Below are 11,889 nucleotides of genomic sequence, written 5' to 3' on the forward strand. Positions count from 1 at the left end.
TTTGTACGTTGTCTCCACTCTTGAGCGAACGGGACCCACCAGGCAATTACTATATCTGTCGACGAAGATGCAGGAGCTAGGTCATCGGGTGTGGGTTCTGACTTTATCTCCGGAACCCCAGGATTCTCTAAAGGCTATTTTTCTCGATCAAGGTATGGAGGTTCTGTCCCTGAACGTGGGGCGGCTGAAAAGTCTTTTCGTGGGTAGAGCTCGCCTAAGAAAATTAGTTGCCGACAAGGGAGTAGAGGTTGTTCATACACAGGGAATCCGGGCTGATGGTTTGGTATCCGGGCTTGATCCAGCAATAAGTCGAGTCGCTACTCTCAGAAATTACCCGTTTGAGGATTACCCACCTTTGTATGGGAAGCTCAAAGGCTGGTTAATGGCATGGTTTCACTTGCGGGCATTGGCGGATGTTGGGCGAGTGGCGGTGGTGTCTGGATCGATTGCCAGATCACTGGAGACTAACGGAAAGTTGCAGGTGGAGATAGTACACAATTCTGTTGACTCTCAGCTTTTCTGTGCCCCTTCTTCCGAGGAGCGCTTGCAGAGCCGGGTGAACTTGGCTTTACATCCGGATGCCTTTGTTGTCGTGATCGTTGGAGATTTGATTCGCAGAAAGCGGGTGCCTGAGCTGCTTTTAGCGCTTGGACGGCTCAAAGCGAGATTGGATGTTTTGGTGGTCGGGGGCGGCCCAGAACTCGATAGTTGCAAAGCTGCAGTGGGGATATCAAGCAATGTGAGATTTTTAGGAAAATGCGAGGATGTGCGGCCTGCGCTTTGGGCATCTGATGTGTTTATCTCAAATTCAGCGTCGGAGGGTATGCCGAATGCTGTTATGGAGGCTATAGCCACTGGCCTTCCATGCATCCTTTCAGATATATCAGCACATTGCGAATTGGTGACTGTCGCCAACGCATCGCTCCCTGAAGTCTCTTTTTTTAGCCTCGATAAGCCTAAACAGGGTTCCGTAGATCAGTTGAAAGAGGGTTTTAAGGCAGTGAATGATTATTGGTTGAGAACTGGTCAACGCAGGAGTTGTGACGCGTTTTCTGTGGACGCAATGGCTGAGAAATACTGTTCGTTGTATCGGCAGGGGAAGCGTTCGTGACGGGATCGGGCAGGATTGCAGTCCTTATGTCAGTTTATTCTGGAGATAAGCCAGATCAGGTTGAAAGAGCACTGCGTAGTATTCTTGAACAGACATATCAGAATTTCATTTTGCTTGTGGGATGCGACGGCCCCCTCTCGAACGAGCTCTCGGAGACTGTTAGTGGATTCGATGATGATCGTTTGGAAGTAATCCGCTATCCAGAAAATCGCGGCTTGGCACAGACGCTGAATAGCCTTATAGACCTTGCATTGGCAGACCGAAAAGTCGATTTTCTTGCTCGGATGGATGCCGATGATGTTTCTTTGGAACAGAGATTTGAGCAGCAGGTTCAATATCTTGGAGGCCATCCCGATGTCTCGGTTCTCGGAACAGGATGCCTCGAAATTATAGGTGACGGTGACGTTGTTTTTGATAAACGCCTTCCGCAATTCCACTCTACTCTGTTTCGCCAATTCGTTAAGCAATGTCCGGTGGTTCATCCAACGGTGATGTTTCGAAGGAACGTTTTTGATGCCGGGATTAGATACCCAGTGGAATTCTTCAGGACGGAGGATTTGGCATTATGGATGCGCCTAATGCGAGAAGGCTACGAGTTTGCGAATATCCAGCAGCCATTGCTGTTGTTTCGCATCGGAGATAATTTTGTTAAGCGCCGAGCGGATAGGAAAAAAGGGTGGGCTGAGTTTAAGATTCGTCTCGAAGCAATTAAGCAACTTGATTTGCCGATCCTGGCAAACGCCTTTTATGCGTTAGCGCATCTCGGCGTGAAAATATCACCTGCCTTTTTGGTTGGCCTAGCCTATCGCTTAGCGCGATCGGAAAAGGCAAATTAGCTGGAAAGAATTTATTTGCGTTGACAGGGATGTTTTATGATTGAGCTTATTCACCATGGAGCCATAAATGGCGTTACCGGGTCTTGCCACGAATTGCGGTTTTTGCGGCCGGCTACAAAGGGGGCTGCCCCCGCAGTTCTGTCAGCGCCGAACGCCGAACTTGGTGCGATTGGGGGCAGTCTCCAAGGGGACAGACCCCGTAGCGGGTTCCGTGAGCCTGCGGCAACCCCACAAGCCGGCATCCTCATAGACTGCGGCCTGTTCCAGGGCCAGGAAGAAGCCCGAGGCTCCTCCGCCGCCGACCTGGCCATCGATTTCCCCATCGAGCACATCCGCGCCCTGGTGGTCACCCACGTTCATATCGACCACGTGGGCCGCATTCCCTACCTGCTTGCCGCCGGCTTTGACGGCCCCATCATCTGTTCTGAACCCTCCGCCATCATGCTCCCGGAAATCCTGGAAGATGCCCTGAAGATTGGCTTTACCCGGGATCGCGCTTTGATTCATCGTGTTTTGGATCTGATACGGGCTAGGATTGTGCCGTTGCCTTATGGCCGCTGGCATTCGGTGTTTGAGGAGGAGGTTGGGAGTTTGAAGGTGCGCCTGCAGCGGGCAGGGCACATTTTGGGGTCGGCTTATGTTGAGTGCGATGCGGTGTCTGGCTCGGGGGCAGAGCGTATTGTGTTCAGCGGGGATCTCGGCGCGCCTCATTCTCCCTTGCTGCCGGAGCCCAACCCCCCGGAACGTGCTGACCGCCTGGTGATAGAGAGTACATACGGCGATAAGAACCACGAAGACCGGGAAACCAGGCGCTATCGGTTAAAAGCGGTTCTGGAGCATGCGCTGGAAGATGGCGGTACGGTGTTGATACCGGCGTTCAGTATTGGGCGTACTCAGGAGCTTTTATATGAGATTGAAGGGCTGATTGCGGAGTTCGGGGATGGTGCCATTGGGGTCAGTCCCCAAGGGGACAGACCCCGTAGCGAGTCTCTGACCTGGAGCAATCTGGAAATCGTCGTCGATTCCCCCTTGGCCGCCGAGTTCACTAAAATCTACCGCGATCTCAAACCCTTCTGGGACGATGAAGCGCGAGCCCTGGTCAAAGCCGGCCGCCACCCGCTTTCGTTCGAGCAACTCACCGTCATCAATTCCCACGAAGACCACCTCAACGCCGTGGAATACCTGGCCAAGTCCCATCGCCCCTGCGTGGTGATCGCAGGTTCCGGTATGTGCGCTGGCGGCAGGGTGGTAAATTATCTGAAAGCGATGCTGGGCGATGCCCGTAACGACGTATTATTTGTGGGTTATCAGGCGGCCGGAACGCCGGGCCGTAACATTCTTACCTACGGCCCCAGAGGTGGCTGGGTGGAGCTTGACGGCGATCGCTACGATATTCGCGCCCAGGTTCACACCGTAGGCGGTTATTCCGCCCACGCCGGGCAGGAGGATTTGCTGCGCTTTGTGGAGGGTATTCCTCAAGCGCCCAGCGAGATTCGAATTGTTCATGGGGACGAGGGCGCGAAGCGGGCTTTGCAGGGGAAGTTGCGTGAGAGCCTGCCTGAGGCTGCAGTGGTGATACCTTAATTGGGGGCAGTCTTGCAGGCCCAAGTGCAGGTGTTGCTAAAAGTTGTGCCATTCGTGCTATTCTGCACCAATAGTATGACTTTTCTTATTGGAGGTGGAGGCATGACAACGATTCGTAAGACGATTACCTTGACCGGCCAGCAAGGTGATTGGGTTAAGTCTCGTATTGCCAGTGGCGATTTTACCAATGACAGCGAGTATATTCGTGATCTGATTCGTCAGGATCAGGCGCGTAGTTCTGGATTGGAACAGCTTCGTGCGGCGCTCTTAGACGGCGAGCAAAGTGGTGTGAGCAATCGTACCCCGCAGGAGATTCGACAGGCAGCCAGGGAGCGGCTAGAAAAAGATGCGAAGTTACAGGCTCAGTGAGCGGGCAGATGAAGATTTCGAGTCTATTTATCTGTTTGGTTTGCTGAATTTTGGTCTGACTCAGGCGGATGATTACTTAAACGGCATGGAAGCGCGTTTTGAACGGATTGCTGCGCAGCCTGACTTATACCCTGCCGTTGATCATGTTAGGCGAGGGTATAGGTGCAGCGTTTACAAGAGTCACGCCATCTATTATCAGATTGATGATAGTGGGGTATTCATCGTGCGGATTCTGCGTAACCAAGATGTGGGGGCTGTATTTGAGTAGGTTGATTGATATTTTCCGGTTTTTGCCGCCTATCTCGCCACCGACTTCCCGGTCGATTACATCACGCGCGGCGTGAAACTGTAAATTTGGGATCAGCCCCCAGAACATTTGACTGATCAAAATGTCTTGGGGTCTGACTCCTACTATGAATAGATACCTCTGTGTCCAATTTGATATAATTAACCGATTTTTAGACATAGAGGTATCTCTTTGGATCTGATTTCAGGGCGGAATGTACAGGTTGCCTTGGCGGCGTACGTGCAGGAGCGTCGCAAGGCCTTGAAGTGGTCGCGGGCGGCGCTGGCGGAGCGCAGTACTGTGCCGGCACCGACCATCAAGAAATTTGAAACCACTGGGCAAATTTCATTAAGGCAGTTTTTGCTGCTGTGGCAGTGTGTAGACGATCTTCATCGGTTACAGGATTTGACGAGCATGGAGCAAAAGCCTTTGCCGCGCTCCCTGGATGAGGTGCTTGCACAGTGAGCTTTGCCCCGGTTCGCCAGTTAGCGGTTTGGCGCACGTACAGCGATGGGCAGCGGGCGCGGGTTGGTGGGCTGGCGCAGAACCGGCAAGGTGTGTTTTTTCAGTATGATGCAGATTACCTGGCCCGGTTCAGCCCGCTGTCGCCTTTTGTCCTGAAATGGGATGCGAGCGTTCAACCGGCGCCGCGTGAGCCCCATGGTGGTCTGCATGGGGTGTTTGCCGACTCCCTGCCTGATGGCTGGGGCCTATTGTTGATGGACCGGGTATTTCGCCAGGCGCGCGACCCAAGGCGCAGTTGTATTTTTCACCTGGGGAGTATGGGGTGTGTCGCACCCATGCCCAGGCAGGGGATGAAGCCTGGCTGGTGAAGTTTACCTCGGCCAACCTGCCTCTGGGGCATGAAGAGGGGTTGTGTGAGGCTGTCTACTTATCGCTGGCGGAGCGCGCCGGTTTGCTGCCTCCACGTTGGCAGCTACTGCCGGCTCCTGAAGCTTCTGGTGCCAAGGCCTGGTTAGCGGTTGAGCGATTTGACCGGGTATGGCGGGCAGAGGATGTGCCCGGTTGTGTTCATTTGCACAGTGCCTGTGGTTTGCTCGATGCGGATTTTCGCGCACCCAGCCTGGATTACGAGGATTTGATCAAAGCCAGTGCCCAGCTATGCCGTGGCGTTAACGCCGCGCAGCTGCAGTTCTTGCGAGCCGTGTTTAACTTGTTCGCGATGAATCAGGATGATCACAGCAAGAACTGGGCGTTCCTGCAAGGCGATGACGGCAATTGGCAGCCTGCGCCGTTCTATGATGTGACATTCAGCGCTGGCAGGTTTGGCGAGCATAGCACCGCCTACGCAGGTTTTGGAAAGAGGCCGCCAGTGAAGGCGCTGCAAAAGTTGGCGGCTGAAGCCGGTTTTGCCAACTGGGAAAAAGCGTGGCAGAGAATAGAGCGTGTTCTGGATGCCTTGGCCGGTTTTTCCGCCGTGGCCAAGGAGCTGGGCGTGAGCGCCGAGACTACTCGGCTTATCCAGCAGCAGCTAGATCAAACCTATCAGCAGAACATCAAATAATGGGGTCAGACCCCAGAACATTTGACCGATCAAAATGTCTTGGGGTCTGACCCCAAAATGGGAGAACCTATGAAAAGGATTGGTGTTATTGGCTTGGGCTATGTGGGTTTGCCTTTGGCAGCGGCTTTTGGTGAGAAGCGTGAGGTGGTTGGTTTTGATATCAACAGCAAGCGCATTGCCGAGCTGAAGGATGGGGTGGATTATACCCGTGAGGTTTCTGCCGATGAGCTGGCGGCAGCGAAGCAACTGTCGTTTACGGATTCGTTGGAGGGCATTGCGGATTGCCAGATCTACATTGTGACCGTGCCTACACCCATTGATGAGTTCAAGAGCCCGGACCTGACGCCGCTGGTGAAGGCCAGCGAGAGTGTGGGTAAGGTGCTGAAGAAGGGCGACATCGTTATCTACGAATCCACGGTGTTCCCGGGCGCCACCGAAGAGGTGTGTGTGCCGGTGCTGGAGAAGTTGTCGGGCTTGGTGTTCAACCAGGATTTCTTCGCCGGCTACAGCCCGGAGCGGATTAACCCGGGCGATAAGGAGCACCGGGTGACGACGATCATGAAGGTGACTTCTGGTTCTACGCCGGAGATTGCTGAGGAAGTGGACGCCTTGTACGCGGGTATCATCACCGCCGGTACCCATAAGGCCAGCTCTATTAAAGTGGCCGAGGCGGCCAAGGTGATTGAAAACACTCAGCGCGATTTGAACATTGCGTTGATGAATGAGCTTTCCATGATTTTTGCCCGCTTGAAGATTGATACCAATGAAGTCTTGGCGGCCGCGGGAACAAAATGGAATTTCCTGCCGTTTAAACCCGGTCTGGTGGGCGGGCATTGTATTGGTGTTGATCCGTATTATCTGACCCATAAAGCCCAGGCCATTGGCTATAACCCCGAAATTATCCTGGCGGGCCGCCGGGTGAATGACAATATGGGGCCTTATGCAGCGGCGGCTTTGGTTAAGGCGATGATCAAGAAAGGCCAAACCATTGCGGGTTCCCGAGTTTTGATTATGGGCTTTACCTTTAAAGAGAACTGCCCGGATTTGCGTAATACCCGCGTGATTGATGTGGTGCGTGAACTTCAGGATTACGGTTGCCAGGTGGATGTAACAGACTGCTGGGCAGACAATGCTGAAGCGGAGCATGAATACGGTATTTCCCTGGTGCAGGCGCCGAACAAGGGCGATTACGATGCAGTGTTACTGACGGTTCCACATCGGGAATATGCGGCTTTGAATGCGGATGAATTACGTGGTTATACCAATGGCAATGGTGTGTTGTTTGATTTGAAAGGTGTGTTGCCGTTGGGGCAAGCTGATTTGAGATTATAATTCTGGGGTCAGCCCCCAAGACATTTGGTGGTGTGAAATGTTCCGGGGTCTGACCCCAAATAAAAAGCCCGACATATTGTCGGGCTTTTTTGTTAATGACTTTTAAGTAATTTACTTTGCCATGTTGTGATTTGTTTATTATGATTGGCTTCGACTTCTCGTCATATTCAATGTTTTATTAAAACCCATCGAATAAGGTTTTATTTCCATGGCAAAGATTAATGATTACTACCAGAAAAAACAGCTGATGGAAAAGCTGGCCGCTGAGCTGGAACAGCTCGAGAAGGACCAGGCACTGAAAGGCGAACTGGAATTTGAAAACAAGGTTCGTGCTTTGATGAAGGAATATGACAAATCTCCCAAGGACGTTCTGCAGATTCTGGCGGCGATTGATCCCTCGGTTGCTGGTGCCAAAGCAGACACTTCAACCGGCACCCGCGCCAAGCGCCCGATGAAAACCTACAAGAACCCGCACACCGGTGAAGTGGTTAAAACCCGTGGCGGCAATCACAAGACTCTGAACGAGTGGCGTGAAAAGCACGGTAAGGAAGCTGTTCAGAGCTGGCAGCAGGATTGATTGAATCGGGCTGCTGAATTAGCGGCCCGATTTGGTTTACGCATCATAGTTAGAGCTGGTGCGTTTGGGGTCGGTCCCGTGGGGACAGACCCCACCCTTCTGCCAGAGCCAATCTCCAAGCCTTCCTTGCTAATACCCATCTCTCCGAATCCAGAGCCTTGAGCCAAGAGAGCGCTTACTTCGGCTCAATATTTATCATATTATGAGCCGATAAAATTCTTTTAATGGCTCACGCAATGTATACCTGGCAACTGAAGGACTGGCCGCACTTTCGCTTTGATCGTGAAGCAGCGGAATTTTGGACGCAGAAAGCGCTAGCAGCCTCCCAGAGAATTCTGGGAGCGATGGCGGTTGTGCCGGAGGATCTCGGAAGCGAAGCCAGGCTGGATCTTCTGGTGAGTGCTGCGATTGAGACCAGTGCCATTGAGGGGGAGGCGCTCAACCGTGAAGATGTGCGCAGTTCCATCAAGAATCATTTCCTGAAACCGGATGAGAAGGTTGCTGTGCATGACCCAGTCGCAGCGGGGATCTCGGCAGTCATTCTCGAGGTGATGGACCTTTATCGCGAAGCTCTCACGGAGCAGCGGCTGCACCATTGGAATAAGTTGGTTCTTCCAGGGGCCGGTTTAAGCGCGTTTTCGGATGCGCGACCAGCGGCTGGGCAGTGGCGTACGCACTCTGATGCTATGCAGATAGTCTCGGGTGCTATTCACAATCCCACAGTGCATTTCGAGGCGCCGCCCTCGTCGAGGGTGCCGGCGGAAATGAAGGTGTTTCTGGATTGGTTCAATAACGATTCGCTGGAGCTTCCGGGTGTGGCTCGTACTGCGATTGCTCATCTCTGGTTTGAAACTATCCATCCGTATGAAGATGGCAATGGCAGGGTAGGCCGGGCCATTGCCGATGTGGCAGTTTCCCAGATGTTAAAGCAGCCGTTGATGATGAGCTTGGCGACCGTATTGAGTAAGCACCGGAAAGCTTACTACCAGCAATTGAATGCAGCCTCGAAAGAGACGCTGGATGTAACGCCATGGGTTAATTGGTTTGGTGAACGCATTGTTGAGGCTTTGGAAGGTAGCATCCATGTTATCCAGTACGTGGTTAAAAAAGCCCGATTCTGGGATTCGCTTAATAACCATGATCTGAACGACAGGCAGCTGAAGCTGATTCGCAAAATGCTCGGGCACGATGCTCCCGGTTTTGAGGACGGAATCAACGCAAAGAAATACCAGAACCTGACCCGCTGCTCCAAAGCCACCGCTACCAGAGACCTTCAGAACCTGGTCGCACAAGGTGTACTCTCTCCTATTCAAGGCAAAGGGCGTTATGCCCGGTATCAACTGACTTTGTAGATTTGGGGTCAGGCCCCAAGACATTTGACCACCTCAAATGTCCGGGGGTCTGACCCCAATTTCAGCTTTAGCTGATAACTGGAACGCCGGGCGGTAGCACATCCTCGATGGCGGGATAGTCTGGCACGGTAGCCTGTTCAATCTCGGGCTCAGGCTCTGGTGCCGGATCTTCTGGCTCGGGCTCATTTTCATCCGGCAAGGCGGGTTCTTCCGGTGCGGGTTGGCTGGTTCCGGGTGGTTGTTGCTCGGGCTGGTCTTGCCCGTCACCGTCGCTACCTCCACCACCACATCCCGTCAGGGCGAAGAGAAGGATGAGCGAAATCAGGTATCTTGAGAATTTCATATCGCCCCCTTACTTTTTGACCCAGAAGCCACTGTTGGCGGGTATGGATTCGACTAGCGGTACGTTATTGTTTTGCAATAACTGCCGGGTAGCTGTGTTTGGGGACCAAGCCCTCCAGGTGTCATCAGTTTTGGCCCAGACGATCTGAGCATCGGCGAATGTGGTGGGCAGATCTGTGGTTGTGATTTCCTGGCCCGTTCCAAAGAGCTCCCAAGCTGAACTCATTTCAGGAATCAGGGTGCCATCAAAGCCGCCAGTATTGATTCCGCAGGATTCTGGCTCTTGAACGCAGGTGGCCTTGCCGTTGTTGAAACCGTTCGCATAGCCGTGATCGATATAGGTTTGCAGGTCGATGTCGCATATTTCCGATTCCGGATTCAGGCGACACAATTCAAGTGCCTCGGCATAACCGGATTCAAATCCAGCCTGTTGAATGGCGTCTGTATCGATGCCGCAATCAATGGGTTTATCTGCACAAAGTTCCTTGGCATGCAGTTCTGCGCGCTCAAAAACTTCCTCGGCACTCAGCGTTTTTAAACGGAAGGAGATGTCTTGGGTCGCGAACTCGTTAACGCCCTCACTGGTGTTGGTCACTTTGGCGGTTACCGTGTGAGGGCCACCTTCCATCATGACCAAATCAAACAGGTTATCCTGCAGTGAGACGGTTTCGAAGATTTCTGTTTCGTCTGTTTTGACTTCGACGGACAAATACTCGAAGTCAGTACCTTCTGCCACATCATATTCAAGCCTGAACTGGAGAAGGTCCAGATTGCTTGCACCGGTGGTGACGAGTTCAAATTGCGTGATAACCGGGACGGTCATGCTGGAGCCGTATTCTTCCCAGCCGATGTCGACGCTGTCGCCAAATACCCGCGCATTGCCTCGGATATCCGTGGCGGTCAGGGATACCTCACTGGCGTCTGTGGTGCCGGCGTCAATGAGAGGGGAGTTATCGAGTATCTGGTAGTCGTTGGAAGTATCCAGGCCGCTGTCCGACAGGTTCTGGATGTTATTTCTTTGGATGGTTTGTGTATGAATTAACTGAGGTCTCTGTGGATCCAGAAAGTTGTTAATCAGCGTTGCTCTGGAGTTGCTGTCTTTGAAACTCAGGACATCGTTAGTACCGAGAAACACTGAGTTTGCAATAGTGGAGTCTTGAGCGATGCTTCGCCTTGAGTGCACGGAAGCGCTGCCTGTGTTCCGGTCAAAGATGTTATTGGCGATCTCACAAATGGCGTTACAGGTTACGATACCGTTGTCTGTACCCGAAGCCACGTTGCCGGCAAAAAGGGAGTTGTTAAGGGCGTATTGATTACCGGTTATATCGCCCAGCCGGACAATGCCCCCGCCCGTTGACTCATTGCTGATGAATCTCGAATTACGGATATATTGGTCTTTGACTCTGTTCAGTGTGCCGACTGCATAGCCCACAGCCTTGTTGTTTTCAAAAAGTGCGTCGTCGATTTGGTACGCACCATAGTAGAGTACTCCCGAGCCGGTATTTGTGGTGGTTTCATTTCCAATAAACTGGCTTGAGCGAATCTGAACATAGTTGCTCGGATCAGGATAGATGACGCCATATGCGCGGGTAATGTTGTCGATGAATTGGCTGTTCTTTTCGATGATAGCCGGGCTATTGTCGAGTTTTACGACGCCCGCGTTGCCGGTATTGCCACTGACGGAGCTGCCATCTGTCAGGGTGAACTGATTGGCTCTATCGATGAAAACCACCGCAGCTCGGCTGCTGGTTGAGGCCGTGTTGTTCTCAATAGCTGTCCCGGACAATATGATGTTTTTATCGCGGTTGCCGTAAAAATACAGCGCCGCGCCTGTATCGCTTCCCGCCCCAACATGGTTCTCCAGCGAAGACTGTTCAAGTTTCAGGTGAGCCCCTTTTACCCACAAGCCGGCACCGTCCCGCGCGTTTCCATCACCGATTCCGTTTCGCACAACCAGATGTTCCAGACTGATTTCGGTGTCGTCTGTCTCCCCGAAAAGCAGTCCGGAGTTGGTATGTTCCAGACGAAGCACAGCGGATAACCCCTGGCCGTCCAAGATGGCCCGGTTGTCGGAGTCAGCTGATTTAATGGTCAGGCTGCCACCGTTGTCACTGAAGTAGGAGAAAGGTTGGGCGTTGGTAGCATATACGCCTGGCTGGAGGATGATGGTGTCGTCTTCGTAGCTGGCTGCAGCTTGAGATAAAGCTTCTTGAAGTTGGCTGCTGTTCGATACGGTCAACTCAGCGGCAATTGCTGAAGGTAAGAAAAGGACGGATCCTGCGGCAATCCACCAGGGTGCGGACTTCTTCATTGGCGAAAACACTCCATTGCAATGTGTAAGGGGGCGGTAAGGTTGTATTTGTTATACCGCTTCGAGTGTGTAGCCTAGATAGTCAGTTTTCCTATTTCTGTGAGCAAAGTTCGCTTTTGTAACATTCTGTATCTTTGGGGTCAGACCCCAAGACATTTGACCACCCGAAATGTCCTGGGGTCTGACCCCAATTTTGTTTTTTTGTCATAATATGCAGCATAGAATATGCTATGCAATAAACTGAAGCGATCGTTCTATAAAATT

At 52.5% G+C, this 11,889-nt stretch carries 13 protein-coding genes; 11 read left to right on the forward strand and 2 right to left on the reverse strand.

The window, feature by feature from the left end; translation table 11 throughout:
• Position 1: 1 nt before the first annotated feature.
• The 11 genes from ABIE59_RS18190 to ABIE59_RS18240 all read left to right on the forward strand — a co-directional run bounded on the left by ABIE59_RS18190 (position 2) and on the right by ABIE59_RS18240 (position 8,972).
• Positions 2-1,111, forward strand: coding sequence for a glycosyltransferase family 4 protein (locus ABIE59_RS18190; protein ID WP_354449065.1), 1,110 nt, complete (start codon positions 2-4; stop codon positions 1,109-1,111).
• Between the two features lie 26 nt (positions 1,112-1,137).
• On the forward strand, positions 1,138-1,947 hold the full coding sequence (locus tag ABIE59_RS18195) for a glycosyltransferase (protein WP_354449067.1): 810 nt from the start codon (positions 1,138-1,140) through the stop codon (positions 1,945-1,947).
• Between the two features lie 36 nt (positions 1,948-1,983).
• Positions 1,984-3,531, forward strand: a complete 1,548-nt coding sequence (locus ABIE59_RS18200; protein WP_354449069.1) for an MBL fold metallo-hydrolase — start codon at positions 1,984-1,986, stop codon at positions 3,529-3,531.
• 102 nt (positions 3,532-3,633) lie between these two features.
• Positions 3,634-3,900 carry a type II toxin-antitoxin system ParD family antitoxin gene (locus ABIE59_RS18205; protein ID WP_354449071.1) on the forward strand — a complete coding sequence of 89 codons (267 nt, stop codon included), beginning with the start codon at positions 3,634-3,636 and terminating at the stop codon, positions 3,898-3,900.
• Positions 3,878-4,168: a type II toxin-antitoxin system RelE/ParE family toxin gene (locus tag ABIE59_RS18210; RefSeq protein ID WP_354449073.1), complete on the forward strand. Its 291-nt coding sequence runs from the start codon at positions 3,878-3,880 to the stop codon at positions 4,166-4,168. Before ABIE59_RS18205 ends, ABIE59_RS18210 begins: the two co-directional genes overlap by 23 nt.
• Positions 4,169-4,378: 210 nt before the next feature.
• Complete coding sequence (locus tag ABIE59_RS18215) at positions 4,379-4,651, forward strand: XRE family transcriptional regulator (protein ID WP_354449075.1); 273 nt, start codon at positions 4,379-4,381, stop codon at positions 4,649-4,651.
• Positions 4,648-5,019 (forward strand): HipA N-terminal domain-containing protein, encoded by a 372-nt coding sequence (locus tag ABIE59_RS18220; protein ID WP_354449076.1) that lies wholly within the window; start codon positions 4,648-4,650, stop codon positions 5,017-5,019. The genes ABIE59_RS18215 and ABIE59_RS18220 overlap by 4 nt, the downstream gene beginning before the upstream one ends.
• Positions 4,974-5,711 carry a type II toxin-antitoxin system HipA family toxin gene (locus ABIE59_RS18225; protein ID WP_354449078.1) on the forward strand — a complete coding sequence of 246 codons (738 nt, stop codon included), beginning with the start codon at positions 4,974-4,976 and terminating at the stop codon, positions 5,709-5,711. Before ABIE59_RS18220 ends, ABIE59_RS18225 begins: the two co-directional genes overlap by 46 nt.
• Before the next feature lie 69 nt (positions 5,712-5,780).
• On the forward strand, positions 5,781-7,043 hold the full coding sequence (tviB, locus tag ABIE59_RS18230; protein WP_354449080.1) for a Vi polysaccharide biosynthesis UDP-N-acetylglucosamine C-6 dehydrogenase TviB: 1,263 nt from the start codon (positions 5,781-5,783) through the stop codon (positions 7,041-7,043).
• Between the two features lie 208 nt (positions 7,044-7,251).
• On the forward strand, positions 7,252-7,620 hold the full coding sequence (locus ABIE59_RS18235) for a histone-like nucleoid-structuring protein, MvaT/MvaU family (protein ID WP_354449082.1): 369 nt from the start codon (positions 7,252-7,254) through the stop codon (positions 7,618-7,620).
• Between the two features lie 236 nt (positions 7,621-7,856).
• Positions 7,857-8,972 (forward strand): Fic family protein, encoded by a 1,116-nt coding sequence (locus ABIE59_RS18240; protein ID WP_354449084.1) that lies wholly within the window; start codon positions 7,857-7,859, stop codon positions 8,970-8,972.
• Between the two features lie 67 nt (positions 8,973-9,039).
• Here ABIE59_RS18240 and ABIE59_RS18245 read toward each other — a convergent pair whose 3' ends face one another.
• Together ABIE59_RS18245 and ABIE59_RS18250 are read right to left on the reverse strand one after the other, a co-directional pair.
• A complete protein-coding gene (locus tag ABIE59_RS18245) occupies positions 9,040-9,315 on the reverse strand; it encodes a hypothetical protein (RefSeq protein ID WP_354449086.1) in 276 nt (91 codons plus the stop codon).
• A gap of 9 nt (positions 9,316-9,324) precedes the next feature.
• Positions 9,325-11,625, reverse strand: coding sequence for a choice-of-anchor Q domain-containing protein (locus ABIE59_RS18250; protein WP_354449088.1), 2,301 nt, complete (start codon positions 11,623-11,625; stop codon positions 9,325-9,327).
• Positions 11,626-11,889 lie beyond the last annotated feature (264 nt).

Origin of the sequence: Marinobacter sp. MBR-99 (assembly GCF_040547575.1) — a bacterium.
Classification (GTDB): Bacteria; Pseudomonadota; Gammaproteobacteria; order Pseudomonadales; family Oleiphilaceae; genus Marinobacter.

Bases quoted from the DNA above. Each gene is read 5' to 3' on its own strand.
- ABIE59_RS18245 (WP_354449086.1), bottom strand. From the start codon at position 9,315: ATGAAATTCTCAAGATACCTGATTTCGCTCATCCTTCTCTTCGCCCTG.
- ABIE59_RS18240 (WP_354449084.1), top strand. From the start codon at position 7,857: ATGTATACCTGGCAACTGAAGGACTGGCCGCACTTTCGCTTTGATCGT.
- ABIE59_RS18235 (WP_354449082.1), top strand. From the start codon at position 7,252: ATGGCAAAGATTAATGATTACTACCAGAAAAAACAGCTGATGGAAAAG.
- ABIE59_RS18250 (WP_354449088.1), bottom strand. From the start codon at position 11,625: ATGAAGAAGTCCGCACCCTGGTGGATTGCCGCAGGATCCGTCCTTTTC.
- ABIE59_RS18205 (WP_354449071.1), top strand. From the start codon at position 3,634: ATGACAACGATTCGTAAGACGATTACCTTGACCGGCCAGCAAGGTGAT.
- ABIE59_RS18200 (WP_354449069.1), top strand. From the start codon at position 1,984: ATGATTGAGCTTATTCACCATGGAGCCATAAATGGCGTTACCGGGTCT.
- tviB (WP_354449080.1), top strand. From the start codon at position 5,781: ATGAAAAGGATTGGTGTTATTGGCTTGGGCTATGTGGGTTTGCCTTTG.
- ABIE59_RS18210 (WP_354449073.1), top strand. From the start codon at position 3,878: ATGCGAAGTTACAGGCTCAGTGAGCGGGCAGATGAAGATTTCGAGTCT.
- ABIE59_RS18195 (WP_354449067.1), top strand. From the start codon at position 1,138: ATGTCAGTTTATTCTGGAGATAAGCCAGATCAGGTTGAAAGAGCACTG.